This is a genomic window from Candidatus Thiodictyon syntrophicum (assembly GCF_002813775.1).
Classification (GTDB): Bacteria; Pseudomonadota; Gammaproteobacteria; order Chromatiales; family Chromatiaceae; genus Thiodictyon; species Thiodictyon syntrophicum.
Genome location: NZ_CP020370.1, coordinates 1503721 through 1529279, shown reverse-complemented (window position 1 = coordinate 1529279; position 25559 = coordinate 1503721). Strand labels below are relative to the sequence as shown.

The following is a 25559-nucleotide window of genomic DNA, read 5'->3' as shown; positions in this document are numbered from 1 at the left end:
ATACCGGCCAGCGCCGTGACATGGGCCGGACGGGGCATCCGCCCCGTCCGAAACGTTCTCTCCGGACCTGCGGGCTCATGCCAATGATCGGCGACGGAATAACTCAAGTCCGGGTCACGACAGAATCCCGACCTCCAGCGGCGAATCCGGATTTGCTGAAGACCAGACCCAATGCTCAGCGCGGGCCACGTAACCCTTGCGCACCGGATTCTCATGCACATAATTGAGCTTCTGCACATAGAAATCCGGATTCTCGATCTTCTTCGGCGCATTCGTATCCATCCACAGTCGATAGGTCCCCGCGTCATCGACGAATAACTTAAGGACGCCCGGCTCGGTGGCCGCGATATTCTCCTTCAGTTGCTTGGACGTGAACCGCTTGAAGTCGCGCAGAAAGCCGGCGATGTCCGGGGAGGTCACGATCAGGTGGATGTGGTTCAACATGAACACATAGCCGTTGAGTTCCAGACCCTTGTGACTTTGACAATAGCGTATTGAGTCAGCCAGGATCAGCCAGCGGTTGTGGCGGTCGAACAGGTAATACCAGCGCTGCACCGTGAGAGTCAGGAAATAGGTCCCGGCATTCAGGTCCACTGGCACGCGGCGTGAGGGCATGATGTTTGCTGTCGCTCGGGTAAATAACGCTCAAGTGAATGACGCTCGATCAGGGAAAGGGCCATCGGCAATGGCCGGACGGGGCATTCGCCCCGTCCGAAACGTTTTCTCCGAACCTGCCGGTTCCAATCAACGGTCAGCCACGGATCAAACGTTCGGGACGGGGCGAATGCCCCGTCCCGCCGCGGTTGATGGGGCACACCCCGTCTGGCTTGTTGGCACTGGCTGCTTTGGCATACCCCGTCCTGTTTGGTGACGGACGTTCAATCATGGGCCGGACGGGGCATTCGCCCCGTCCGAAACGTTTTCCCCGAGCCTGCCGGTTCCAATCAACGGTCGGCCACGGATCAAACATTCGGGACGGGGCGAATGCCCATAGGCGCCAACTTAAGCCTGCAAGCCCTTGAGTAATAAGCGCAGATCGGCGATAGTGCGGGGATTCGACCGCCATTATGCCAGCACCCAAGCCCGCCGCCGTCGCTTTTGAGGAATTTCTGAAGGAACTGCCGGCCGACTATGCCGAGCAAGCGCGGGAGTTCAAGGCGTTTACGCGCAGTCGCAAGGTCAGGACACCCGCGGACCTGCTGCAGTTGCTGATGTTGTACTGCGGGTTGGACCAAGCGCTGCGCACCACCGCCGGAACGTTCACGTTGTGGCAGCAACGGCTCACGGATACCGCGATCCGCCAGCGCCTGATGGCGTGCGGTCCGTGGCTGAAGGCGTTGTTGCATCGCATGTTGCCGGCGGCGATGACGGCAGTGACAGGCTTCCGGTTGCTGGTGGTGGACGGGTCGTCGCTGCAAGGACCGGGTGCGACGGGCACGGATTACCGGGTGCACTTGGTCTTGGACCTGACCAATCTGACCATGCATGTGGTGCAAGTGACCGGGGTCGAGGGTGCGGAAAGCCTGGCGCGTTACCCCTGGCAGGCTGGCGACATCGTGCTGGCCGATCGGGGCTACAATCAGCCGCAGGTGATCCTCGAACTAAGCGCCCGTCAGGTGTGGGTGGTCGTGCGTCTGATGCCGACGGCCATGCCGTTATACCTGCGTGAGATGGGCGAGGAGCAACGCGATCCCACCGCGGCGCGGCTGGACGTCGCCGCGCACCTGCGCGCGGCGACGGATGATACGGTCACGGTCCCCGTGTGGCTGCGCGGCCAGCAGACCAGTGGACCGGGCTGGCTACACGCCGTGCGCTTGCCGCCGGCCGCGGCCGCCGCGGCGTGTCAGCGCTGCCGCAAGGTCGCCAAGCGCAAGGGTTGGACGCCGAGCGCCGCGGCCCTCTTTCTGACTGGCTGGATGATGGTGTTCACCACCGTGCCGCCGGACGCCGTGGATGGGAGCGCCGTACTGGCGCTCTATCGTTGCCGCTGGCAAGTGGAGTTGATGTTCAAGCGACTGAAAAGCCTGCTCGACCTGGACCACCTGCGCACCCAGCAGAACAGTGCGCTGGGCACCGTCTGGATCCTCGGCAAGTTGCTGTATGCGTTGGTGATCGAACGACACATTCAGCACCAGAGCCCGGCGGCTTGGGACCGTCTGGACCAGCCCCGCCGGGTAACCCCCTGGCGCTTGGTGGCGCTCGCCCGCCGGCAGGTCGATGCCTGGATTCTCGAAGTCCACCGCTGGCGCCCCGAGCGCTGGGCGGCATGCCTTGAGGTAATAACGGAGCGCCCATGCCGACGTCGCTTACAAACGCTCCCGGCCGCCGTCATCGCGTTCCTGAGTGCGCCAGGAAATCAACTGGTTGCTTAAGTTGGCGCCTATGGGTGGATACCCCGTCCCGCCCGCGCCCACATACCCCGTCCCGCCCGAACGCTCACTCAAAATGCCGGACGGGGCATTCGCCCCGTCCGAAACGTTTTCTTCGGACCTGCGGGCGCGTGCCGACGGCTGGCGACGGAATGAACGTTCGGGACGGGGCGAATGCCCCGTCCCGCCCGCGCCCACATACCCCGTCCCGCCCGCGTGCGCTCGGCGCCCATGCTGGTTAGCCGTTGCGTTTGCCGTGCGGCGCACGGCGGCGCCTGCCGCCAGCCCGACGAGCAGCAAGCCGAGCGTCGCGGGCGCGGGCGCCGCGCGGGTTGGCTGCACAGAGACGTTGTCGATACCGGCGATGGTCGAGGCATTGTCGGCTTGGTCATACAGATCGAAATAGAGGGTCGCGTCTTGACCCAGGATGGCGTCGGGAAGCCACACCGTGATGCGCCCCGAGTAGGCGCTTCCAGTGACGAACAGCGGGAAGTCGGGTATGGCGATGCCGGGGTCCAGGTCGACCAGGATGGGCAGTGCGCCGGTGAACCACTCCCGGTTGGCAGAGGGGTACGCGTCCGCACCCGCCAGGTCGACGACCAGGATGTCGAGGAAATCGCCGCCGGCGGTGATCAAGGAGGCGGCGAATGAGTCGGGGAAGACGCCGCCGGGGATGTCGCCTACGGAAGAGGCCGAGGTGTGGAAGCTGAAGTCGAAGCCGAGGGTCGCGGGCAGCGCCGGGAGGCTGAAGGTCTGCGACAGGGTGCGCCGGGGTTCGCCGTCGGTGCCGAGCTGGGCGTAGTTGTGCGTGGGCTCGCCGATGATGGTGAACTCGGCCGTCCAACCGGCCAGGTCGGTGGAAGCGGAGAAGTCGCCGTTGGCGATCAGGTCTGCCCGGGCAGCGGACAGTGCGAGTAACGACATGGCCGCAGACGCGGCGAACCGGGCCAGGATCCTGGCAAGTTTCGGATTCACGCAACCCCCCAGAGGATTCGGAACAGGCCGCGTGGCGCCGGGCCTGGCCTGCAGCCAACCCGTTGGAAGCCCCGCAGCCGCTCTGAGTGACGACGCAAAACGACCGTTTGTGCCGATAGCCGGCACCCCGCGACGGTGCTGGTCCGACCACAACGACGGACTCCCGAGGCTACGCCTGGGTTGCCGTCCGAACCGTCTCACCTTCGCGCACGACCGCTGGATGACGATTTCTGCGCGAACTGTAACGTAGTTCACTTTTATAGCATACAGCCGCGATGTCCACAGGCGGATGACTCGATTTCCGACGAACGGGGGGCAGTCCGGATTGCCCGTACCTGGGCACCGCCGATCACGGATGGGACCTGGCCGCCGACTGTTCATCCCGACCAGTCCCCGCCACGATTTGGCTACACTAGGCACACCCCAGTCCCACGGCGGCCCCAGCCATGCGTCTGATCCTGTGCTCGTTCATCTTCCTGTGCGCCGCGCTCCCCGTGGCCGCGGCCCCGTCCGAACCCGTGGTGCCGCCGGACCTGTGGGCCTGGGTGCCCTGGGTGCTGCACCCGCAGGACCAACGGACCTGTCCGCTCGACGCCGGGTCCCCGGACCGGGGCGACCCGGCCCCGACCGGCGCCCGTGTCTGCGCCTGGCCGGGGCGGCTCGAGCTCGACCTGAACCAGCGCGGCGGCTCCTTCACGCAGCGCTGGCAGGTCTACGCACAGACCTGGGTCACCCTGCCCGGCGACACCGAGACCTGGCCCCAGGGGTTGCGCGACGGCGATCAACCGCTGCCGGTGGTGCTGCGCGACGGGGCGCCGGCGGTGCAATTGACCCCGGGCACGCACGTCCTCACCGGGAACTTTCAATGGCGCAGCCCCCCCGACGGGCTGAGCCTGCCGGCTGAAATCGGCCTGCTGTCCCTGGTCCTCGATGGCGCCCCGGTGCCCTTCCCCCGACTGGACCGGGGCGGGCGTCTGTGGCTTGGCGAGCCGCTCGCGGCCGAGGGACAGGACGGCGACCGCCTGGCCCTCCAGGTCTACCGCCGGATCGACGACGACCTGCCGCTGCGGGTGACCACCCGCCTGGAATTGGACGTGGCCGGGCGCGCCCGCCAGGTACTGCTCGGACCGGTGCTGCTGCCGGGGACCATCCCGCTGCGGGTGCAGAGCCCCCTGCCCTCGCGCCTCGACCCCGACGGCGCCCTGCGGGTGCAGGCGCGCCCCGGCCACTGGGTCCTGGAGGTCGAGGCCCAGGTCGGCGGGGCCGTGACGACGCTGACCCGGGGCACCCCCCCGCACCCTGGCCGGCACTTGAAGTCTGGTCCTTCGCCGCCCGGCCCGACCTGCGCCAAGTAGAGGTGCGCGGTCCGGCCCCCGCAGACCCGCGCCAGGCCGGGGTCCCCGCGGACTGGTCCGACCTGCCGGCCTGGCGCCTGGCGGGCGGGGAGTCACTGACACTGGTCGAGCGGCGCCGCGGCAACCCCGACCCGGGTCCGGATCGGCTCACCCTGGAGCGCGACCTGTGGCTGGACCTGGCCGGCGGGGCCTTCAGCGTCCGTGACCGCATCAGCGGCGAGCTCACCCGCAGTTGGCGGCTCACCGCCATGCCGCCGCTGGACCTGGGACGGGTCGCGGTGGACGGGGAGCCGCGGCTCATCACCCGCCTGGCGCCGGGCGACCCGCCCGGGGTCGAGGTACGGCGCGGCCGGCTCGACCTGGTCGCCGACAGCCGCCTCGCGGCGGACGCGCCACGCAACCCCAAGACCATCCCCGCCACCGGCTGGGGACTGGAGGTCGCCGGCAGCCGCGCGCACCTCTGGCTGCCCCCCGGCTGGGACCTGCTCGCGGCCTCCGGAACCGACAATCTCCCCGACAGTTGGATCGGCCGCTGGACCCTGCTCGACCTCTTTCTGGTGCTGCTGCTGGCCCTGGGTATCGGGCGCCTGTGGGGCACCCCCTGGGGGCTGCTCGCCGGCCTCACCCTGGTGCTGACCTGGCAGGTCGCGGACGCACCGCGCCTGGTGTGGGTCAATGTGCTGATCGCCGTCGCCCTCCTGCGGCAGTTGCCGCGGCACCCCGCGGGGGTCGCCCTGGGGCGCTTTCGCGGCTTGGTCGAGTGGTACCGGCGACTGGCCCTGGCGGCACTGCTCCTGATCGGGTTGCCCTTCCTCGCGGCCCAGGTCCGCACCGGGCTCTATCCGCACCTGGAGCGCCCCATGGTCGGGCTGGGCACGAGCGCGGGTGCGCGCGGCGCGCCGGCGCGCCGCGCAGTCGAACGGCCGTTCGCCCTGGCGACCGCCCCGGCTCCTACCATGCCCCCGGGCGCAACCCAGTCCCAGTTCGAGTCCCTGGCGGAGCCGCAAGGCACCTCGGCGGGCGACCCGGCCGAGGGCGACGAAGCGACCGATTTCGCCGTCATGGGCGGCACGGTCGCAACCAGCAAGGAAAGCGGACGGCGGGGCCCAGCGACGGCCCCGCCCCCGCCCCCCCGCCAACCGACCGGCCGGACCCGGACGCGGTGCTGCAGAGCGGCCCCGGGGTCCCGGACTGGCAGTGGAACCGCTTCGAGCTGGCCTGGAGCGGGCCGGTGACACCGGGCGAGGACGCGCGCCTGTGGTTGTTGAGCCCCGGTTGGCACCTCTGGTGGTCGCTCCTCGGGGCCCTGCTCACGGTCCTGCTGGGGCTGCGGGTGGCCGGACTGATCGGGCGCCCAGCCCCGCCGCCGCCGGACACCGCGACACCACCGGCGCCGTCGGCGCCGAGGTCGGACGCGGTGGCGGAACCCGCGTCCGCGCCGTCGCCCGCGCGAAGCGCCGAACCGGCGGTGGAACCGGTAACCAAACTCGCCCCGGAGTCCGTGCTGCGCCTGATGCTCCCGCCGCTCCCGCCCCTGGTCCTGGCCGCCCTGCTGGGCGCCGCCGGTCTGGCCGGGCCGGGCGCCACCCCGGCGCGTGCCGCCGACCTGCCCGGCACCGCGCTGCTGGAGGAACTGCGCGCCCGCCTGCTCGCCCCCCCGGACTGCCTGCCCGACTGCGTGGACCTGCCAAGCCTCTCCCTGAGCGCGCAACCCCACTGGCTGCGCCTCACCCTGACCCTGGACGCCGCCGCCGCCGTGGCCGCGGCGGTCCCTGGGGGGGCCGGCGGCTGGCTGCCCACCCAGGTCGACCTGGACGGCGCCCCGGTGGACGGACTGCGCCGCGGCAGCGACGACCGTCTCCTGGTCCCATTGCCCGCCGGGCGCCACCGTCTGGACCTGTCCGGCCCCCTGCCGGAGCGCACCCAGGTCGAGATCCCCTTCCCGCTGCGACCCCGACAGCTCGAGGCCACCCTGGACGGCTGGACCCTGGAGGGTCTGGACAGCGGCGGCCTGCCTGGTCCCCAGGTGCGCCTGCTGCGCCTCTCCGGCGGGGACGGCGCGGCGGCCGGCCCCCTGAACCAGGGCGCCCTGCCGCCCCTGCTGCGGGTGGAGCGGGGCCTGCGGATCGGCCTCGACTGGCGGGTGGAGACCCGGGTCCGGCGCCTGTCGCCGGCCGAGTTCCCGGTCTCCCTGCCGGTCGCGCTGCTGCCCGGGGAAGCGGTCCAGACCCCGGGGCTCGCCATCCAGGACGCACGGGTGCTGGTCAACCTGGCCCCCGGCGAGACCGAGTTCGCCTGGGCCTCGACCCTGGAGCCGGCGGCGACCCTGCGGCTAACCGCGGTCATCGACCCGCGGCTCACCGAGTCCTGGTCACTGGCGCTGAGCCCCCGCTGGCACCTGGACTGGAGCGGCCCGGCGCCGATCCAGCAGGCCGCGGCCGCCGACCGCTGGCAGCCCACCTGGCGGCCCCTGCCGGGCGAGACCCTGGACCTGAGCCTCACCCGGCCGGGTGCGGTTCCCGGGCGCACCCTCACGCTCGAACGGGTGGACCTGCGCATGACCCTGGGGCGACGCACCGGCGAGGGCGAACTGCGCCTGGAACTGCGCGCCACCCAGGGCGGTCTGCACCCCATCCGCCTGCCGCCGGAGGCCGTGCCGACCCGCTTGCAGGCTGGCCTCCTGGACCTGCCCCTGCCCGGGCCCGGGGCCCCCCTGGAGCTACCCCTGGTGCCGGGGCGCCAGTCCATCCTGGTCCAGTGGCGCCAACCCCAGGGGATGGGTCTGCGCAGTGCCCCGGGGCTGCCGGACCTGAACAGCCCGGCGGTCAATGTGACCCTCGCGTTGCGGGTACCGCAGGGGCGCTGGGTGCTCTTCACCGGCGGCCCGCGGATCGGCCCGGTGGTCCTGTTCTGGGGCGTACTCCTCATCCTGGCCGGGCTCGCGGCGGCGCTCGGGCGCCTGCGGCTCACGCCGCTCAAGACCCACGACTGGCTGCTGCTCGGCATCGGGCTCAGCCTGGCGGAGATCTGGGTGCTGGTGCTGGTGGCCGGCTGGCTGCTGGCCCTGGGCCTGCGCCGACAACTGGGCCAGCAGACGCCACGCTGGCGCTTTAACCTGGTCCAGGTCGCCCTGGCGGTGCTGACAGTCGCCGCCGCGGCCGGTCTGATCGGCGCCGTCTCCCAAGGCCTGCTGGGGGCGCCCGCCATGCAGATCATGGGCAACGGCTCCGGCAACGGGCTGCTCCAGTGGTACCAGGACCGCACCACCGGCCCCCTGCCCCCGATCTGGGTGATCAGCGTGCCCATCTGGGTCTATCGCGCCCTCATGCTCGCCTGGGCCCTGTGGCTGGCGTTGCGCCTGCTCAGTTGGCTGCGCTGGGGCTGGGACGGCGTCTCCCAGCCGGTGCTGTGGCGGCCCCGAGCACCCGGCCGACCAGTGGGAGATACCTTATTTTCCAGAAAGTTGAAGGCATAACGCAAAAGTCCGAGTATTTTCCTCGGTTGCGCACTGTGAGTGACGGCTCGCGGGGTCCGCCGCGCGACCGCCCTCCCACAACCAAATGCCGAGGTGACGACGATGGCCATGAATCCGGTTGATGAAAAACCGACCTCCAGCTTTTCTGAGGCATTGCGCTCGGAGCAACGACCGCAGCTCGGAGCCGCCTGCTCGGAGCCGGTGATCACCGGCGGCACGAGCTACAAGCTGGCCCTGTTCAGCCAGGGCAAGCCATTGGGTTGGCTGGGGGAAAACGACAGCGAGTGGGCCATCCTGACGACCGATCCGAAACAGGCCCTGGCCTTGGAGCATTGTCCTTACCAGGGAGTCAATTATTATCGGATCAAAGGGTCCCAGCGCTATATGTCGGTGAGCAACCGGGCCTATATCGGCTTTTATAATTGGTGCGGTGCCACCGGCTTCACCGTACAGGGCACGCATCTGGTGGCCGACCACAACGGCCAACAACTGTCCTTCTTCTCCATGGAAAATCAGTATTTGTACGCCTGGGATGCCTACACGGTGCTGGATGCGACGCTCGCACCGATCCCGCTGCCGGTACTTCCCAAGCAGCCGCTGACCGCCCAGATCGAGCATGTGGTGGTGCTGATGCTGGAGAACCGATCCTTCGATAACATGCTTGGCGGATTATACCCGGAGAAGACCGTGGCGGGTTGCTACCGGGGCCTGCCGGTCGACGCGAGCAATCCACGCGATCCCGGCGATCCCGGCAAGGGCCGCGTGACGGTATTTCAAGGTCCGGCCGATTCCGCGACCTGGATTATGCCCTATCCCGATCCGGGCGAGCTTTTCGACGATATGAACGAGCAGATCTTCGGCTGCAAGAATCCCGGACCGGAGGCCGTGCCGACGATGCAGGGCTTTGCCTGGAACTACAGCCTGCAGCCGGGGGCGCCGTTGCACCAGGGCGAACCCGACGTCATGCCCGATCCGCGCAATATAATGCAATACTACAGCGCCGCAGCGGTGCCCATGACCTCGTTTCTGGCTACACAGTTTGCCGTCTGCGACGGATGGTTTGCGGCCGGGCCGGTACAGACCTTGGCCAACCGGGTCTTTGCGCATTGCGGGACGCCCGGACTGAAGCCGGGAACCAACTGTTCCCGTATCAATAACCCCGATTTCACCTATGGCTGGTCAACCTCGAAGAATTACGAGCCGCCGGTGGTCGAAAAGACGGTGTTCGAGCTCCTGGACGAGGCCTATCCCGGAGAGATCAACTGGAAAGTGTATTATCACGACGCCCCCGCGTCCGCGATCTGCCGCTATGTCTACGACCACTGGCGCTGGGTGAGTTGGGACGGCGGCAACGTCTTTCGCTTTCACGAGCACTCCGGCAGTCAGACCAATCTCGAGTACGACATCATCCACAACCGGCTGCCCAAGTACTCGTTCATCGAGCCGCGCTATACCGATATCTTAAAGGATGGGCCGGTGAATTCATCCCATCCCGGCGGCGCCGGCATCGATTGCCACGACCCCAACGGCAGCTCGTTGCCTCCGGCCATCGCGGTGACCGACGGCGAGCGCCTGCTGAAAGAGGTGTACGATATTCTCGCCAAGTATCCGGACACCTTCAAGAAGACGTTGCTGATCGTCATCTACGACGAGCATGGCGGTCTCTACGATCATGTCGGACCGCCGGAGGCCGTGTCGCCCTTTGCGCATGAGGTCGACAACTTTGCCTACACGCGCTATGGAGTCCGCGTTCCCGCCATCCTCGTCAATCCCTGCATCCCGCCCAACACCATCTATCCGCCGCCCGGCAAGGACCGTACGAACCTGTTCGATCATACCAGCCTGATCAGCACGGTCTGCGCCCAGTTCGGACTCGACGGCAGCTTGACGCCCCGCTCGGCAGCAGCGAACACGCTGAAAGACCTGATTCCAGAGAACCCCCAGGTCTATCCGCGCCCCGCGTCGCCCGCGATTCCTGGGGCCGCGACGATCTACCGGGTCGAGGATGCCATGGCGGTGCCCATGATCGATGTGGCGGCGGCGATCGAGGCGGCCGATCCGCAGGTGACATCCAAGGTCTCGACGACCTTGTTCTGTCTGCTGTTGGGCCTGCTTGGGATGGCGCAGCAAAGCAGGCTCAAGAAGGACGGTTGAAGCCGGCTCGCCGCAGGCCCCGGCAGAACGAGCCATGAAGGGCCCGGGCCGGGGTGATACGCTAGCCGCACGGGCGCGGTGGTCGTGCCCCCCAACCGACGTACCCGGATGACCCCAGACGCCCCGCCAGTTCCCACCCCCGCCCTCAAACCCGACTACCAAGGCGGCGGCATCGTCAATCTGATGGCCTCGATCATCCGCGCCCGGGGCGGGCGCAGCGATTACCCGCAGTCGACCCTGATCCCCGCCGCCGAGATGGCGCGCGCGACCAACATCGTGCTCCTGGTGATCGATGGGCTGGGGGCCGACTGGCTGGCGGAGCGTTCGCCCGCCGGGCTCTTGAGCCGGCACCGGGTGGGGACCCTGACCACGGTCTTCCCCTCGACCACGGCCACCGCGATCACCAGCTTTCTGACCGGCGATGGACCGCTTCAGCACGGACTGACCGGCTGGTACACCTGGTTTTCCGAACTCGCCTGTGTGATGACGGTGCTGCCGGGCGTCCCCCGCTACGGCGGCGTGCCCTACCGCAAGGCCGGGATCGACCCGCTGCGGCTCTTCGGGCACCAGTCGATCTTCGCGCGCATCCGCACCCGCGCCCTGGTGGTGAGCCCCAGCCGCATCGCCCGCTCGGACTACAACCTGGCGCATGTGGGGCCGGCGCAGGTCGTGCCCTACGCGGACCTGCACGACCTGTTCCGCCAGACCACCCGGGCGCTGCGCCGCGACCGGGTGCCCAAGTATGTCTATTGCTATTGGCCGGAACTGGACTCGATCGGGCACCACCAGGGGATGGGCAGCGCGGCGGCGGCGGCCCACCTGCGCGCGCTCGAGCAGGCGATCACCGACTTCCTGGTCGCCGCCGCCGGGACCGATACCCTGGTGCTGGTGACCGCCGACCACGGCCAGGTGGACACGGGGCCCGCCGACCTGATCGATCTGGCGGACCACCCGGCGCTGGCCGACTGCCTGGCCCTACCCCTGTGCGGCGAGCCGCGCGCCGCCTTCTGCTACCTGCGCGCCGGGCGCGAGGACCGCTTTCTGGACTATTGCGCCGGGCCCCTGGGCGCCCTGGTGGAGGTCCGGCCGAGCCGGGACCTGGTGGACGCCGGCTGGTTCGGCACCGGCCGCCCCCATCCGCGCTTCAGTGACCGCATCGGGGACTACTGCCTGCTGCCCCAGGGGCACCGGATCGTGCGCCAGTCACTGCCCTTCGAGGAACCCAAGACACTGATCGGCCAGCATGGGGGTCTGAGTCGGACCGAACTGCTGGTGCCGCTCTGCGCGATGCGGGTGTAGCCCGGTCGAATGTCCCTCAGTTTGTTGGACCAACCGCGCAAACTCCTCAAGCGGCATCGGCTGGCCGAACAGGTAGCCCTGGTAGAGGTGACAGCCCAGGCCGGCGAGCAAATCGCGCTGGCCGGCGGTCTCCACGCCTTCGGCGAGCACCGCAAGGCCCATGGTCTGACCGAGTACGATGATGGTCTGGGCGATGGCCACACTGTTCGGGTCAAACAGCAGGTCGTGCACGAACGACCGATCGATTTTCAACTGGTCCAGGGGCAGGCGCCGCAGGTAGGACAGCGACGAATACCCGGTGCCGAAATCGTCCAGGACCAAACCAAGGCCCAGTTCCTTCAGGGCCGACATCTTGGCGCTGATGTCGCTGACATCCTCCACCAGCAGACTCTCGGTCAACTCCAGCTTGAGCCGCCGTGGATCGGCCCCGGTGCGGGCGAGGGTCGCCACCAGCGAAGCGACGAAATCGGCCCGGCAGAACTGGCGGACACTGACATTGACGGCCAGCGACAGATGCGCGCTTTCCGGCCGCGCCGCCCAGGCCGCCAACTGGGTGCAGGCGGCCTCCAGGACCCACTGCCCCAGGGGCAGGATGAACCCGGTCTCCTCGGCAACCGGGATAAACTCCGCGGGCAACACCAGGCCGCGGACTGGGCATTGCCAGCGGACCAGGGCCTCGACCCCGACGAGACGGCCGCCGCTGTCCACCTGGGGTTGGTAGAAGAGTCGAAACTGCCGCTCGCGCAGGCCCTCGCGCAGTCCGTTCACCAGCGCGGCCCGCAAGGTGACGGCCTCCTGCATCTCCGGGTCGAAGAAGCGCAAGGTATTGCGCCCGGCGGCCTTGGCGTCGTACATGGCCAGATCGGCCTGCTTCATCAGCGCATCGACACTGGTTTCCTGACTGGAGAACAGGGTGATACCGATGCTCACGCTACCCACGTACTCATGCCCCTGGAGGCGGTAGACCTGGTTGAGCGAGTCCAGGAGCGTCTCGCCCAAGGCCTCGGCCTGAGTGGCGGCGTCCTCTTGGGTAGGGCTCAGGTCTTCGAGCATCACCACGAACTCATCCCCCCCCAAGCGGGCGACGGTCGCATTGTCGCCGCTCGCCCGCGTCAGCCGTTCGGCCACCTGCTGCAACAGCAGGTCGCCCAGGTCGTGACCAAGTGTATCGTTGAGTGTCTTGAAATGGTCCAGATCGAGGAACAGCAGGGCCCCGACGCACTGGTTGCGCAAGCTCGCGACGGCCGCGTGCTGGAGCCGGTCGAGCAGCAGGCGCCGGTTCGGCAGGCGGGTCAGGGGGTCATAGAAGGCCAGATGCAGGATCCTGGCCTCCGCCTCCTTGCGCTGGGTCATGTCGGTCTGGGTCCCGACATAGTGGGTCACCCGCCCGGCGTCATCCGTGACGGCGCAGATCGTGGCCCAGACCGCATAGACCTCGCCGCCCTTGCGCCGGTTCCAGAGTTCGCCCTGCCAGTGCCCGGTAGCGAGCAGGGAGCGCCACATCCGGGCGTAAAAATCCGGGGTGTGGCGGTCTGAGCGGAGCAGGCGCGGCGTCTGTCCCACGCACTCCTGCGCCGCGTACCCGGTCGCCCGGCTGAAGGACTCATTGACCCGCAGTATCACGCCCTGCGCATCGGTGATGATCATGCCCTGCTGGGACTCGAAGGCGGTGGCAGCCACCCGCAGCTCGGCCTCGGCGCGATCCAACTCGCTCATGTCCGAGTCCATGCAGAACAACACGGGGACCTGGCCCGGGACGGTCACGATGGTGTGGCTGGAGTAGACCGGTACCGTATGCCCGTCCTTGTGCCTGAGGGTCAGACGCCCGGGCGGCACACCTTGACCGGTCTCGAACATGCAGCGCATCCCCTGCTCCGCCTGTCGGCGCAACGCGGGGGGGATGATCAGGTCCAGCAGATTGGCGCCCAAGGCCTCCTGAGCCGTATAACCGTAGACCTTTTCGGAGGCGTGATTCCAGTAGACCACTGTTCCATCGGGGTAATAGCCCTGGATCGACATGGCTTCCGCCTCGTCGAACAACTTCTGAAAGCGCGCCTCGTTGAGCTCCCGAGAGGGGCTTCCCCCCCAGTTCGCCGGGCCGGCTGGTTGATCGGCCATCGCTGCCCGCGGGGCCGACAAGGCGCGGGCCTCGTCACCACCAGAGCGTGCGCCCGGAGATTCCATTATCGTTACCACAACCTCTCCCCCGGTATGTGGAATTTACCAGACGCGCGGCGCCCCGCGCGTCGTCTCAACTCGGATTCTAGGACTTATACCACCGAGGGGTGTGAACTCGGTAGCAGTCCTTACCGTGAAAGTCACGCAGCGACGCTTGCGGCGGCGCCAACGACAAGGCCCGCACTGAGCGGGCCTTGGTGGGATGTGATGCCGCGGGGGCGGGTTTGACGCCCGCCCCGACAGGTTCAGACGGCCAGTTGCAGTCGCAGCTTCTTCATCGCATTCTTCTCGATCTGGCGGATCCGCTCGGCGGACACGTTGAACTGCTGGGCGAGTTCATGCAGCGTCTGCTTCTTCTCCGCCAGCCAGCGCTCGCGCAGGATCACCTTGCTGCGCTCGTCCAGGCCCTGGATGGCGGCATAGAGGCGCGCCTTGTCCTTGCTCTCGGTATCCTCGCGCTCCAGCATCCGCAGGGGCTCCATGCGCGAATCCGGCAGGTAGGTCGATGGCGCGGAGGGGGACTCGTCATCATCGTCCTCGTAGCCGTCGAAGGCCAGGTCCTGGTTGGAGAGGCGCGACTCCATCTCCAGCACCGTCTCGGGCTTCACCCCCAGGTCGGCCGCGACCGCCAGCACCTCGGCGTGGGTGAACCAGCCGAGCCGCTTCTTGGCGCTACGCAGGTTGAAGAACAGCTTGCGCTGGGCCTTGGTCGTCGCCACTTTCACGATGCGCCAGTTGCGCAGGATGTACTCGTGAATCTCGGCACGAATCCAGTGCACCGCGAAGGAGACCAGGCGCACCCCCATGTCGGGCTCGAAGCGCCTTACCGCCTTCATCAGGCCCACCGTGCCCTCCTGGATCAGGTCCGGCAGGGGCAGGCCGTAGCCCAAGTAACCGCGGGCAATACGGATCACGAACCGCAGGTGGGACATCACCATCCGCCGCGCCGCCTCCATATCACCATGGTCGCGCAGGTTCTCGGCGAGGCTCCGCTCCTCCTCGGGGGTCAGCACCGGGATCTGGTAGGAGGCGCTGATGTACGCATCGATATTGCCGGTGGGCATGAGAGCGAAATCTTTGGCCATGTGCTTGGTACCTGAGTTGGACGCCTGGAACAAAAGCCTAGCAGAACACTGCGGATTTTACCAGCAACTTTACAGTGGTTGCGGCGACCGCCTGCTTCAAGGCTTGGGAGGACTTTAGGCAAGGTTGGCGGTTTGTACAATAGCCATTCCGGCAAACGGGGCATCGAATGTTCCGATCCTTCCGATATGCTCTGACGATGCCCGAAAAATATCCTTATTATTCGTTAAGTTCTGATATTACCCGCACAATATTACAGGCAGATTACAGTTACTTCATCCAGCGCCGCGTGTGCAGATGGCGACCACCGCGGACCCGCCTACTGCCCCAACAGGGCATCCAGGAACTCATCGGCGTCGAAGGGCCGCAGGTCCTCGATCGACTCCCCCACCCCGATGAAGCGAATCGGCACCTTGAGCTTCTCCGCGATGGCGAAGACGATGCCGCCCTTGGCAGTGCCGTCGAGCTTGGTCAGGGCGATCCCGGTCAGGGGCACCGCCTGGTGGAACTGCACCGCCTGATTGAGCCCGTTCTGACCCGTGGTGGCGTCTACCACCAGCAGCACCTCGTGCGGGGCCTGCGGGTCGATCTTGCGCATCACCCGGGCGATTTTGGTCAGTTCGTCCATCAGGTTGGTCTTGGTATGGAGACGCCCGGCGGTGTCGGCGATCAGCACGTCCACCCCGCGGGCGGTCGCCGCCTGCAGCGCGTCGAAGATCACCGAGGCGGAGTCCGCCCCGCCCTTCTGGGCGATCACCGGCACCCGGTTGCGCTCGCCCCAGGCCTGTAGCTGCTCCACCGCGGCGGCGCGGAAGGTGTCCCCCGCAGCCAGCATGATGCTGTTGCCGTCCGCCTGCAGGTAGCGCGCGAGCTTGCCGATGGTCGTCGTCTTGCCGGCCCCGTTGACCCCCACCATCAGGACCACCTGGGGCCGGTCCGGGGCCGCCTGCCGGACGGGGGCTGCCGCGGCGATGAGGATCTGACGCAACGCCTCTTTCAGCGCCGCGAGCAGCGCCTGCGGGTCCGCGAGCGCCTTGCGTTTCACCCGGCGGGTCAGATCATCAATGACGCGCGCGGTCGCATCGATCCCCACATCGGCCGTCAGGAGTAGGGTCTCCAACTCCTCCATCAACTCATCGTCGATTTTCTTGCGGCCCAGGAACAGGTTACCGAGCCCGGATCCGAGTTGGGTGCGGCTGCGCGAGAGCCGTTCGCGCAGGCGGCTGAAGAGCCCCTGCCTGACCTCCGGCAACTCCCAGTCCACCGGCTGGTCGCGGATCGGGATGATCTTCAGCGCATAGGGCGGCTTGGGGGGCCGGGCCGCCGGATCGGGCGGCGCCGACTCGAGCCGCGCGGCCGGCGGCGCGTCCGGGACCTCGTCCGTGCGGTGGAAGATGCGCTTCAACAGCCCGACCGAGGGCCCGGGTGACTCGCCGGACTCCGCCCGCGGGGCGGGCCCGGGGGTCGGCTCGGGCGCAGGGGCGAACGCGCGTTCGGGCTCAGGGGCGGCCTCGCACTCGACCGGGGTCTCGGGCACCGTCTGCGCGACCGGAGCGACCGCACCGCCCGGCAGCGCCGTCGGCGCACCGCCCGCCTCCGGCAGCGGCCCGAGCCCCGGCACCCAGCCCAGGTCCTCCCCGTCACGGGCACCGAACAGGCGTTTGAAAATCCCCTCCTTGGCCGCCGGGGACTCCTCACCGCCGGACGGCTGCCCGTCTTCGCTAACCGCCGTTTGTTTGAGCTTTTTTCTTCCGAAACCGAACATAGAGATCGCCAGGATGGGTGCGTAGGGGAAGGATCGCCGCGCGGGCGCGTCATGCTAACAGATCGACCGCCCCCTGGCCGTGTGGGAGCGTCGAACGGGTGCGATCGGACCTGATGTGGTGACCGAGATCGCGGGTACGTTGTCGTTGTCGTTGTCGTTGTCGTAATCGAATGATCCGACTACGATTACGACAACGACAACGACGTCCGGTCCGTGAGAAGGCCCGGTCGCTGTAACGTACCCGGCCCTAGAGGTTGCCGCGGCTCGGTGGGCACGCGATGCGTACCCTACGACATGTGCGTTAACACATCAGTTCTGATCGCACCCGCGCCGCACACCCGGGAACACCGCGCACCCGCGCGGCGCATCGCACGACCGTGCGACTGGTTTTCCGCGTGCCAAACCGTATAGTGACGGACCAGTATCCGGTGATCGACCCTGTGACGAGGAGCCCCGCCATGGCAGTACTAAACCTGGACCATTTACGCCCGCTGCAGGAGCAGATCAACAACCACCCCCTCTACAGTGCCATCCGTGAGCTGCGGGACCTGCGGGTCTTCATGGCCCATCACGTCTACTCGGTCTGGGACTTCATGTCGCTGATCAAGTACATGCAGCGGCACCTGGCGCCGACGCAGGTGCCCTGGATGCCCCACGGGGACCCGGCGTTGCGCTACTTCATCAACCGGCTGGTGTTGGAGCAGGAGTCCGACAGCGCCCCGACCCGCGACGGCGCGCTGCGTTACGGGAGCCAATTCGAGCTTTACTGCCAGGCCATGAACGAGATCGGCGCCGACGGGGAGCGCCCCAAACGCTTTCTCGCACTGGTCGCCGAGCGCGGACTCGACAAGGCGCTCTACTCCGAACTGGTGCCCCAGCCGGCGCGCTACTTCGCCGAAACCACTTTCTGCTTCATCCACGAGGACAAGCCGCACGAGGTGGCCGCCGCCCTGGTGATGGGCCGCGAGCACCTGCTCCCCGGTATGTTCCGCGGCTTGCTGGCGCACCTGCCGCTCGGCCCGACCCAGGCCCCGGGCTTCCACTATTACGTGAACTGCCACGTCCACTTGGACGAGGACTTCCATGCCCCCCTGTCGATGCAACTGCTGACCCAACTGTGCGGCAACGACGCCCTGCGTCTGGAGGAGGCGGAGGCCGCCGCCGAGGAGGCGGTGTGCGCGCGGTTACGCTTCTGGGACGGCATCCTGGAGGCCATCGAGACCGCCCGCGGTCCCTGACACTCGCACCCTGTTATAGTCGCTGGAAGAAAGTGGTATTGTCCGCAAATGAACGCAAATAAACGCAAATAAGACAAAGGCTTCACGACCGAATCAGCGCCATCCCGAGGGTTGGCGCAGACTCCTCGTCAACTGAGCGATCCTTACTCCGAGCCGCTGCAGTTCATCCGCTCTTTACAAGGTTTGAGGATGGTTGCCGCCAGGACGGGGACTATTTCTCCTATTTGCGTTCATTTGCGGACAAAAATCCTACCCGCCGGCGCGCGCCGACCACAGATGCTGGAGCACCTGCCGCACATAGTTCTGGGTCTCGGCGTAGGGCGGGATCTGGCGGCCGTTGCGGATCACGGCGTTCTCCCCCGCGTTGTACCCGGCCAGCGCCAGGCGCAGGTCCTGACCGAACAGGTCGAGCAGGTCGCGCAGATAGGCTGCCCCGCCGCGTACGTTCTCCACCGGGTTGAAGGAATCTTTGACCCCGTAGCGCGCGGCGGTGCCGGGCATCAACTGCATCAGCCCCTCGGCGCCCGCCCGCGACACCGCCTCGTGGTTGTAGGCGGACTCGGTGCGGATCACCGCGTGCAACAGCTCCGGACTCAACCCGTAGACCCGCGCATAGGCGTTGATCACCCGCTCGAAGCGGGCGCGGCGGGTCGCGACGGGCTGGTCCCGCGCGGCCCCCTGAGTCGGCGCGAGCGCCGCCGGGGCGGCCGCCGCGACCGGCCCCGACGTGAGACCCGCGACCCGGCCGAGGTTTCGACCGAGCTTGGCGAGGCGCTGGCGATTTTCGCTCACCAGCCGCTCCGACTCCCGCTTCCACGCGAGCCGGTACTTGGGGCCGGTGAGCGGGGCGTCGGTAAAATAGGTATTACCCTTGGCATCGACATACTTATAGACGTCGGCCCGGGCGCTGGCCGCAAGCAGCACGGCCGCCGCGAGCACCAGCATCGGCAAAACCCTCGGCATCTCTCACCCCCCTTAAAACCAAAGGCCTAACCCCAGAAAAAACAGTTTAGCCGCAAATGAACGCAAATCGACGCAAATAATCGCAGACTTGGCCTTTACTGCCTGTTCACCATCCGGGTGACGCCCGCGACGATCCTAACCAGCAGATTTATTTGCGCTTATTTGCGTTCATTTGCGGCCAAATACTCTTCATTAGTAACGTGACAGCCGCCGACCAGCCGCCGCAGGCGCCGACGTGCGCTCAGGCGGGTTCGCCCGCTGACGCGGCCCACAGGTCTCGGACCCGGTGCCGATTCAAGGCCAACCACTGGACGGCGATGATCAGCGTGGCGGGGGTCAGCGGCTCGCGGCCCAGCCCACGGATCGCCCGCTCCAGGTCCCACACCAGGACCCGCGTCCACTCGCCCTCCCGGGGGTCCCCCCCAAACCGCGCGACCCCGGCCACCCTGGTCTCGCCGCAGTAAAGCGCGACCGACTCGTCGCTGAACCCGGGGCTGGGGCGACAGACGCCGATTGGGGTCATGGCCCCGATCCGGCACCCGGCCTCCTCCCAGGCCTCGCGACGGGCGGTCGCGGCACCACTGCAACCCGCCTCGATCACCCCCCCGGGGGGCTCCAACAGCAGCCCGCCGGGGACGCTGCCCAGGGCCCCGACACGCATCTGCTCGACCAGCACGATGCACCCCGACACCGGGTCGTAAGGCAGCACCGCCGCGGCACCCAGGCCATCGATACACTCTCTGTCAACGAGAGTCGGCGCCTGCCGACCCGGCGCCACGCGGGCCAGCCGATAGCGATTGAGCTTCAGAAATCCGTCGCTCAGCGGCTCCCGACCAATGATCTCGAACTCCCGGGCCATGCGCAAACCTTAGCATTGATTTAGGGAACGCCGACACCGCTACTTTGGAACACGTCGCCCGCCGAATCAAGTAGGCTCCGGGGGCTTCATTATTTCCAGATGATTATGATAAGGTTATATTTGTTTCTTAGTGTGCCGCAAGAACCGACGAACGGATGCATCTCAAGGCAAATTTGTTATTGCCTTTCCGGTCGCCCCGCCTATAATCAGCCTGCACTATCTGCAACGTCACATTGTCCGGGGGGAACATGAACAGACGTTATTTTCTAGGGGTTTCTCTGTCCGCCATGGCTGCACCAGTGCTGGCCAAGAGGCCAGCCGAGCGCCCGCGCGCCCTGTCGCTGCACCACATGCACACGGACGAGAGAATCTCCGTGGTCTACCGCGAGGGTGACCACTACAAGCGCAGCGCCTTGCAGCAGCTCAATTTCTTCCTGCGGGACTTCCGCACCGGCGACACCATGCCGATGGACCCGCAACTGCTCGACATCCTCTACGACGTCAAGGCGTCGCTCGGCGACACCGAGGCCCGCTACGAGATCCTGAGCGCCTACCGCTCGCCGAAGACCAATGCCATGCTGCGCGCCGAGGGCCACGGGGTCGCCCGCAACAGCATGCACCTGTACGGCCAGGCCATCGACATCCGCTTCCCCGACCTGGCGCCGAGCCACATCCGGGACGCCGCCGTCGCCTTGGGCCGCGGCGGTGTCGGCTACTACCCCAGTTCCAACTTCGTCCATGTGGACACCGGCAACGTACGCGTGTGGAAGTCCTGATCAGGCCGGCCCGCTTCCTGACCCGCGGGTGACGGGTCTTTGATCGCGATCGGGGGGTACAAAAAACGCGGGGCCGCCGGCCCCGCGTTTTTGTTTGCGAATGGTCTGGGACCTTGCGCCCGGCGGTACCGGCCGCGCTTAATCCCAGCAGCACGCTAGGAGACCACAGTATTCGTCAGGTCAATAGCCGGCGCGAGGATAAACGCTCAGACCGTCCCGAGCAACACCCGCTGGTCGATTGGCGTTGTTCCGCGAACAAATTCCGTTGCAAGCTCAGCCCAATACCCGAAAACTGACCGTCTGGGCCGGGATATCGACATCGCGCACCGCCACCCGCAGGCCCTGGTTCAACGCCGGCTCTTCGCGCAGGCGCAGCCGCGTCTCCAGGGCCAGCAGTGGCACCAGGGCCACACCCTTGCGGTCCTCCTTGCCGACGATGGTCGCCTGGCCCTGCCAGTCCGGGTGGTCCTTGAGGTAGACGAGTTTCCAGTGCAGGTTCGACAGCCGCTCGGTGCGCCGCACCAGGGCCGCGGCCGTCTCGGCCTCGCCGATGCGCTCGGTCACCTGCTCTGCCGTCAGGGTCGGCAGACCGGCGAGCCAGGCACGGATCTGCTGATGGACCAGCAGATCCGAGTAGCGCCGCAAGGGGCTGGTCGCCCGGGTGTAGAGCGCCAGCCCCAGCCCCGCGTGCGGGTCCGGCGCCCCCACCAGGCGCGACGGCTTGAAGGCCCGGCGGCGGGCATACATCGCGGCCAGGTCGCGCGGTTGCTCGCCGGCCTCGGGCGGGGCCTGGGTCGCAAAGGGGATCGGGATGGCGTGCTCCAGACAAAAGCGCGCCGCACCCTCCCCGGCCATCAGCATGGCGTCCGCGACCAACTCCCGGCTCGCCAGCCGCGGCAGGGGGCGGATCGTCACCCGGCCGTCCTCAACCCGCACGCTCACCTCCGGGAGATCCAGGCTGGTCGCCCCGGCGGCCGTCCGACGGGCGCGAAAGCGATCGGTCAGGGCGCGCAGGGCAGCGAAGGGCTCCTCCGTCAGGCGGCCGTCCACCTCGTCATAGGTGAGTCGCTGGGCGCGGATCCAGGTGCGATGGACCGCCACTGACAGCAGTTCCCCCTGATCGTCGCAGCGCAGGGCGAACGACAGGGCGGGCGAGAGCGGTTGCAACCCCAACCCCAGGGCCTCGGTCACGCCCGCCGGCAGCATGTTGATGACCCCCTCCGGGAGATACAGATTACTCCCGCGCGCCCGCGCCTCCCGCTCGATCTCGCCTTCGGTCGCGACCAGCGCGGCGACGTCCGCCACATGGACCCAGAGGCAGTCACCGTCGAGGCTCAGCGCGTCGTCCGGGTCCTGATTGCCCACGTCGTCGATCGCGTAGGCGGGCAGCGCGGTGAGGTCGAGCCGGTCCTCTTCGATGAGCCCTGGGACCGGCTGCCCGGGCTCCGCGGTGGGCACCGCGCAGCGCCGCGGATAGGGATTGTGCCGATCCGTCCAGTAGCCCACCTGGATCAGTGCCCGGTGGGCGTTGATCGGGGTCTGCTCGTGCCCCAGGGCCTCCAGGATGCGGCTGCGCTCGCTCTGCCCCAGGGCGAGGCGCTCCACCTCACCCAGGCGTGCCCCGTCCTCCGGGGCCGGGCATGAGTCCGCCATCCGCACCAGGAAGGCCTGCCAGTCGCTCTCGGCGTTCGCCTTGGCCCCACGCTCGGCCCGGATGCGCTCCACCTCCTCACGGGTGCGGGCGCGGATGGCCGCGGGCGTGCCGCTGAAGCTCAGGCCGTCCGCCACCAACTGCCAGGCGGCCCAGGCAGTAGCCGGGGTAAAGGCATTGAAGGCGAGTTCGGCCAACTCCTGCAGGGTCGTCTCGGCGCCCTCCAGCAGTTCCCAGGCGGCCTCCGGCTCCCCCTGCTGGGGCGCGAGTTCCGTGAGACTGCGCAGCGGCCCGGGGTGGAGCAGTTCGATGTCCTTGGCCCGCACCCGCTTGGACTGCCCGCCCGCCAGCTCGATCTCGATCTTTTCGCCCAGGTTGACGATGCGCGCGGGATGGACCTTGTAGAGCACCAGGCTGTTCGCCGGGGGGCTGGGTTGATGTGTCGACAAAAGGCTGATTGCTCCGAGAGGATGGGGGCTTTACCCGGGGCGGCGGGGCTTGGCCTGATAGTGGGAGAAGGAATATTTGTCCGCAAATGAACCGGACGCCTGGGTGATGGGCGGACCGGACATCCCGCGATCTGCAAGGTTTGCGGTCCGCACAGCGGACCCTACGGCGCGTAGGGTCCGCTGTGCGGACCGAACGCCGCCGGGTCTGACCAGCCTGATCCAGGCTTCTGCGCTGCCGCCGCCCGGCCTGGGATCAGCCGCACGGGCGGCGACGGCGCGGGGTCGGGGTCCGCTTTGGGTATGATACCCCCATGCCGTGATCCGCTGGCGCCGATGCGCCGCGGCAACCGACGAGCCGATTTTCCGGCCAACTATTCGAGGAAGCGACGATGAATCCAGACTGGCGCACCTTTCTGACCGCCCGCGGCGCCCGCATCGGCGAGGACGGCCGGATCGTACCGGCCGCCCGGACCGCCGCGGGCGAGCCCCCCACCGACTGCACCCGCTACGACCTCTCGCACCTGGGCCTGATCGGCGTGGCCGGCGCGGATGCCGACAGCTTCCTGCAGGGGCAGCTCAGCAACGATATCAAGGCACTGACCCCGACCCACTCCCACCTCAGCAGCCATTGCAGCCCCAAGGGCCGGATGCTGGCCCTGTTCCGGGTGGTGCGCCACGGCGAGGGCATCTGGCTGCAACTGCCCCGCGAGCGGGTCGCCGAGGCCATCAAACGGCTGCGGCTCTATGTGCTGCGCTCCAAGGTCACGCTGGAGGACTTAAGCGACGGCCCGGTGCGGATCGGCCTTGCGGGCGCGGGCGCCCCGCGGGAGTTGGAGCGCCTGGGGCTGCCGCTGCCCGCAGGGGACAACGATGTCGCCGCCGCCGACGGGGTCACGGTGCTGCGCCTGCCCTCCCCGGTGCCTCGCTTCGCGCTGATCGCCGATTCCGCCCGCCAGACGGCGATCTGGGAGGGCCTGGAACCGGGGTCGACCTGGGGCGACGAGGACGCCTGGGCACTGCTCGACATCCGCGCCGGCATCCCCAGCGTCTACACCGCCACCGTCGATGCCTTCGTCCCGCAGATGGCCAATCTCCAATTGATCGACGGGGTCAGCTTCACCAAGGGGTGCTATACCGGCCAGGAGGTCGTGGCACGGATGCAATACCTGGGTAAGCTCAAGCGCCGGATGTACTTCGCCGAGGTCGCGAGCCCCACTCCGCCGCAACCGGGCGACGCACTGGAAGCGCTCGGCAGCACCTCGGAGCAGACCCCCGGCCGCGTCGTCGATGCCCGTCCCGACGGCGAGGGCCGCTACGCACTCCTGGCCGTGGTCGAGATCGAGGCCGCGCAGCGCGGTGAGGTCCGCCTGGGCAGCGCCGGACCGCTCCTGCACTTGCAGCCGCCGCCCTACGGATTCCCCGCGCCCGCGGTGTAACCTCTTGGGCCCCGGTGGGAGCGGCTTCAGCCGCGACGCGACCTCGCGAGCCGTCGTGGCCTCGTCGCGGCTGAAGCCGCTCCCACGGGGGACTTCCGCCGCGGCGCCACACTTAAGCTCGTTCGCCACCCTCAGGAGCTACACTCTCCATGGTCAAGCGGTCTGCTTACGAGGTCGCCAAAACGGAGGGCAACCCGCACCATGGATGGTTGCAGCAACAACGCCGACTGCCGAGTGTCAAGCAGGTGTCATCCATGAGCGAACCGACGAAAAATGAGACCGCACTGGTCGTGCTGGAAGAAGTCCTCTTGGCGGCCCGACGTTCCGCCGAACAGGCCCAACACGAGCGCGGCCAATTCGCGCTCGGGTTGAAAACCGCCTATTACGACGTGCTGACCGTCGCGCTGGAGCAAGCGGACCTGCTGGGACTGACCCGCGCCGATCTTGGGCTCAAAGACTACGATCCCGAGGTCTTGCTGCGCGACAAGGTTGCTTGAACCTGGGAGGTCGTAGCCTGGATGGAGCGCAGCGGAATCCAGGTCCCGGCGCCAACCCACTGAGTCATCGTATTTCTGCGAGGCCACCCCGGATTCCGCTGCGCTCCATCCGGGCTACGGGGAGTTTGTGGCGACTACTTGCCCGGTCTCTGGAGCGGTGTCACCGGAAAGGACAGCGGGGTACCCTGTCAGCCGGGAGTTGCGGTGCCCGGCCGGAAACCAAAGTAAAGGAAGCGGAGGCCGGGGACGAGGCGGTTGCGGCACGCGGAGCGCAGGTCCTGCGCCCCGTCGGCCCAACTGCCGCCGCGCAGCACACGCCCCTCGCCTATGGTCATCTCCCAAGCAGTACCATCCTTGGGGGCGCCCTGATAGCTGTCGTGCCAATGGTCTTGGCCCCACTCCCAGACATTCCCGTGCATGTCGTGCAGCCCCCAGGGGTTCGGCCGCTTCTCCCCAACCGGGTGGGTCTTGCCTCCCGAGTTGTCCTTCAACCAGGCGTGGGCACCCAGGGCATCCCCGTCGTCACCGAATGACCAGCGGGTCCGGGTCCCCGCCCGGCAGGCGTATTCCCACTCCGCCTCGCGCGGGAGCCGGTAGGTCCGGCCGGTCTGACCGGTGAGCCAGAGGCAATAGGCGACGGCATCGTTCCAGGAAACGTCGATCACCGGGCGGCGGTCGCGGCCCCAGCCCTGATCGCGGGGTAGCTTGTGCCCGGCGGCGGCACAGAACCGGTCATAGTCCGCGAAGGTCACCGGGAAGCGGCCGATGGCGAAGGGCCGCGCGATGCGCACCTCGTACTGGGGCCACTCGGACGGATAGGCCAGGTCATCGCCGTCTGGCGAGCCCATCAGGAAAGTACCGGGCGGCAGCCAGACCATCTCCGGTCCCTCGCCGCCGTCCTTGAGCCGGTCCTGGAAGACACTCAAGGCCGCGGGCCCAGGCGCGCCGACGATCGCCGGACCCCGCGGGGGACCGACCGGCGCACGCGCTGCCGCACCAGGCCCGGCCAACTCCGCGACGGCGCGCAGAAGCCGCTG

19 protein-coding genes are annotated in these 25559 nt (G+C 67.8%); 10 read left to right on the top strand and 9 right to left on the bottom strand.

What is annotated here, in order from left to right; translation table 11 throughout:
* Nucleotides 1–114: 114 nt before the first annotated feature.
* A complete protein-coding gene (locus tag THSYN_RS06585; protein ID WP_100918431.1) occupies nucleotides 115–615 on the bottom strand; it encodes an REP-associated tyrosine transposase in 501 nt (166 codons plus the stop codon).
* Between the two features lie 452 nt (nucleotides 616–1067).
* Between THSYN_RS06585 and THSYN_RS06580 the strand changes: the two genes are divergently transcribed.
* Nucleotides 1068–2372: a transposase gene (locus THSYN_RS06580; RefSeq protein WP_100918430.1), complete on the top strand. Its 1305-nt coding sequence runs from the start codon at nucleotides 1068–1070 to the stop codon at nucleotides 2370–2372.
* Here the strand turns inward: THSYN_RS06580 and THSYN_RS06575 are convergent.
* A complete protein-coding gene (locus THSYN_RS06575; protein ID WP_157817498.1) occupies nucleotides 2307–3344 on the bottom strand; it encodes a hypothetical protein in 1038 nt (345 codons plus the stop codon). The two genes, THSYN_RS06580 and THSYN_RS06575, sit on opposite strands and share 66 nt — an antisense overlap.
* Before the next feature lie 446 nt (nucleotides 3345–3790).
* Between THSYN_RS06575 and THSYN_RS06570 the strand changes: the two genes are divergently transcribed.
* From THSYN_RS06570 to THSYN_RS06550, 5 genes are all read left to right on the top strand, one after another.
* Nucleotides 3791–4699, top strand: a complete 909-nt coding sequence (locus tag THSYN_RS06570; protein WP_100918428.1) for a hypothetical protein — start codon at nucleotides 3791–3793, stop codon at nucleotides 4697–4699.
* A gap of 2 nt (nucleotides 4700–4701) precedes the next feature.
* Nucleotides 4702–5934, top strand: a complete 1233-nt coding sequence (locus tag THSYN_RS34835) for a hypothetical protein (RefSeq protein ID WP_172965241.1) — start codon at nucleotides 4702–4704, stop codon at nucleotides 5932–5934.
* Nucleotides 5862–8174, top strand: coding sequence for a hypothetical protein (locus THSYN_RS06560; RefSeq protein WP_216644697.1), 2313 nt, complete (start codon nucleotides 5862–5864; stop codon nucleotides 8172–8174). Before THSYN_RS34835 ends, THSYN_RS06560 begins: the two co-directional genes overlap by 73 nt.
* A 102-nt stretch (nucleotides 8175–8276) precedes the next feature.
* Entirely contained in the window at nucleotides 8277–10328 is a 2052-nt protein-coding gene (locus THSYN_RS06555) for an alkaline phosphatase family protein (RefSeq protein WP_100918426.1), read from the top strand.
* A gap of 108 nt (nucleotides 10329–10436) precedes the next feature.
* On the top strand, nucleotides 10437–11627 hold the full coding sequence (locus tag THSYN_RS06550) for an alkaline phosphatase family protein (protein ID WP_100918425.1): 1191 nt from the start codon (nucleotides 10437–10439) through the stop codon (nucleotides 11625–11627).
* Here THSYN_RS06550 and THSYN_RS06545 read toward each other — a convergent pair.
* The 3 genes from THSYN_RS06545 to ftsY all read right to left on the bottom strand — a co-directional run bounded on the left by THSYN_RS06545 (nucleotide 11532) and on the right by ftsY (nucleotide 16176).
* On the bottom strand, nucleotides 11532–13745 hold the full coding sequence (locus THSYN_RS06545; protein ID WP_100918424.1) for a sensor domain-containing protein: 2214 nt from the start codon (nucleotides 13743–13745) through the stop codon (nucleotides 11532–11534). The two genes, THSYN_RS06550 and THSYN_RS06545, sit on opposite strands and share 96 nt — an antisense overlap.
* Nucleotides 13746–14050: 305 nt before the next feature.
* Complete coding sequence (gene rpoH / locus THSYN_RS06540; RefSeq protein WP_100918423.1) at nucleotides 14051–14890, bottom strand: RNA polymerase sigma factor RpoH; 840 nt, start codon at nucleotides 14888–14890, stop codon at nucleotides 14051–14053.
* A 317-nt stretch (nucleotides 14891–15207) separates the two neighbouring features.
* A complete protein-coding gene (gene ftsY / locus THSYN_RS06535; RefSeq protein WP_418219932.1) occupies nucleotides 15208–16176 on the bottom strand; it encodes a signal recognition particle-docking protein FtsY in 969 nt (322 codons plus the stop codon).
* Nucleotides 16177–17111: 935 nt separating this feature from the next.
* Between ftsY and THSYN_RS06530 the strand changes: the two genes are divergently transcribed.
* The gene (locus THSYN_RS06530) at nucleotides 17112–17891 is read left to right on the top strand and encodes a DUF3050 domain-containing protein (RefSeq protein WP_100918422.1); all 780 of its coding nucleotides are present in this window, start codon (nucleotides 17112–17114) and stop codon (nucleotides 17889–17891) included.
* Between the two features lie 249 nt (nucleotides 17892–18140).
* On the opposite strand, the gene THSYN_RS06525 is transcribed toward THSYN_RS06530, so the two are convergent.
* Both THSYN_RS06525 and THSYN_RS06520 read right to left on the bottom strand, forming a co-directional pair.
* Nucleotides 18141–18854, bottom strand: coding sequence for a lytic transglycosylase domain-containing protein (locus THSYN_RS06525; RefSeq protein WP_100918421.1), 714 nt, complete (start codon nucleotides 18852–18854; stop codon nucleotides 18141–18143).
* A 241-nt stretch (nucleotides 18855–19095) separates the two neighbouring features.
* Nucleotides 19096–19713, bottom strand: a complete 618-nt coding sequence (locus THSYN_RS06520; protein ID WP_100918420.1) for an NUDIX domain-containing protein — start codon at nucleotides 19711–19713, stop codon at nucleotides 19096–19098.
* A 287-nt stretch (nucleotides 19714–20000) separates the two neighbouring features.
* Between THSYN_RS06520 and mepK the strand changes: the two genes are divergently transcribed.
* Nucleotides 20001–20489 carry a peptidoglycan L,D-endopeptidase MepK gene (gene mepK / locus THSYN_RS06515; RefSeq protein ID WP_335582494.1) on the top strand — a complete coding sequence of 163 codons (489 nt, stop codon included), beginning with the start codon at nucleotides 20001–20003 and terminating at the stop codon, nucleotides 20487–20489.
* 273 nt (nucleotides 20490–20762) lie between these two features.
* Here the strand turns inward: mepK and THSYN_RS06510 are convergent, their stop codons facing one another.
* On the bottom strand, nucleotides 20763–22589 hold the full coding sequence (locus tag THSYN_RS06510) for an RNB domain-containing ribonuclease (RefSeq protein ID WP_100918418.1): 1827 nt from the start codon (nucleotides 22587–22589) through the stop codon (nucleotides 20763–20765).
* Between the two features lie 389 nt (nucleotides 22590–22978).
* Between THSYN_RS06510 and ygfZ the strand changes: the two genes are divergently transcribed.
* Nucleotides 22979–24025 (top strand): CAF17-like 4Fe-4S cluster assembly/insertion protein YgfZ, encoded by a 1047-nt coding sequence (ygfZ, locus tag THSYN_RS06505; RefSeq protein WP_100918417.1) that lies wholly within the window; start codon nucleotides 22979–22981, stop codon nucleotides 24023–24025.
* A 149-nt stretch (nucleotides 24026–24174) separates the two neighbouring features.
* Nucleotides 24175–24522: a hypothetical protein gene (locus tag THSYN_RS06500; protein WP_100918416.1), complete on the top strand. Its 348-nt coding sequence runs from the start codon at nucleotides 24175–24177 to the stop codon at nucleotides 24520–24522.
* Between the two features lie 188 nt (nucleotides 24523–24710).
* Here the strand turns inward: THSYN_RS06500 and THSYN_RS06495 are convergent, their stop codons facing one another.
* On the bottom strand, nucleotides 24711–25448 hold the full coding sequence (locus tag THSYN_RS06495) for a formylglycine-generating enzyme family protein (RefSeq protein ID WP_216644696.1): 738 nt from the start codon (nucleotides 25446–25448) through the stop codon (nucleotides 24711–24713).
* Nucleotides 25449–25559 lie beyond the last annotated feature (111 nt).

Excerpts from the sequence above, each read along its gene's own strand:
- THSYN_RS06585 (WP_100918431.1), bottom strand. The coding sequence starts at position 615 with ATGCCCTCACGCCGCGTGCCAGTGGACCTGAATGCCGGGACCTATTTC.
- THSYN_RS06580 (WP_100918430.1), top strand. The coding sequence starts at position 1,068 with ATGCCAGCACCCAAGCCCGCCGCCGTCGCTTTTGAGGAATTTCTGAAG.
- THSYN_RS06570 (WP_100918428.1), top strand. The coding sequence starts at position 3,791 with ATGCGTCTGATCCTGTGCTCGTTCATCTTCCTGTGCGCCGCGCTCCCC.
- THSYN_RS06555 (WP_100918426.1), top strand. The coding sequence starts at position 8,277 with ATGGCCATGAATCCGGTTGATGAAAAACCGACCTCCAGCTTTTCTGAG.
- THSYN_RS06550 (WP_100918425.1), top strand. The coding sequence starts at position 10,437 with ATGACCCCAGACGCCCCGCCAGTTCCCACCCCCGCCCTCAAACCCGAC.
- THSYN_RS06545 (WP_100918424.1), bottom strand. The coding sequence starts at position 13,745 with ATGGCCGATCAACCAGCCGGCCCGGCGAACTGGGGGGGAAGCCCCTCT.
- rpoH (WP_100918423.1), bottom strand. The coding sequence starts at position 14,890 with ATGGCCAAAGATTTCGCTCTCATGCCCACCGGCAATATCGATGCGTAC.
- THSYN_RS06530 (WP_100918422.1), top strand. The coding sequence starts at position 17,112 with ATGGCAGTACTAAACCTGGACCATTTACGCCCGCTGCAGGAGCAGATC.
- THSYN_RS06525 (WP_100918421.1), bottom strand. The coding sequence starts at position 18,854 with ATGCCGAGGGTTTTGCCGATGCTGGTGCTCGCGGCGGCCGTGCTGCTT.
- THSYN_RS06520 (WP_100918420.1), bottom strand. The coding sequence starts at position 19,713 with ATGGCCCGGGAGTTCGAGATCATTGGTCGGGAGCCGCTGAGCGACGGA.
- mepK (WP_335582494.1), top strand. The coding sequence starts at position 20,001 with ATGGCTGCACCAGTGCTGGCCAAGAGGCCAGCCGAGCGCCCGCGCGCC.
- ygfZ (WP_100918417.1), top strand. The coding sequence starts at position 22,979 with ATGAATCCAGACTGGCGCACCTTTCTGACCGCCCGCGGCGCCCGCATC.
- THSYN_RS06500 (WP_100918416.1), top strand. The coding sequence starts at position 24,175 with ATGGTCAAGCGGTCTGCTTACGAGGTCGCCAAAACGGAGGGCAACCCG.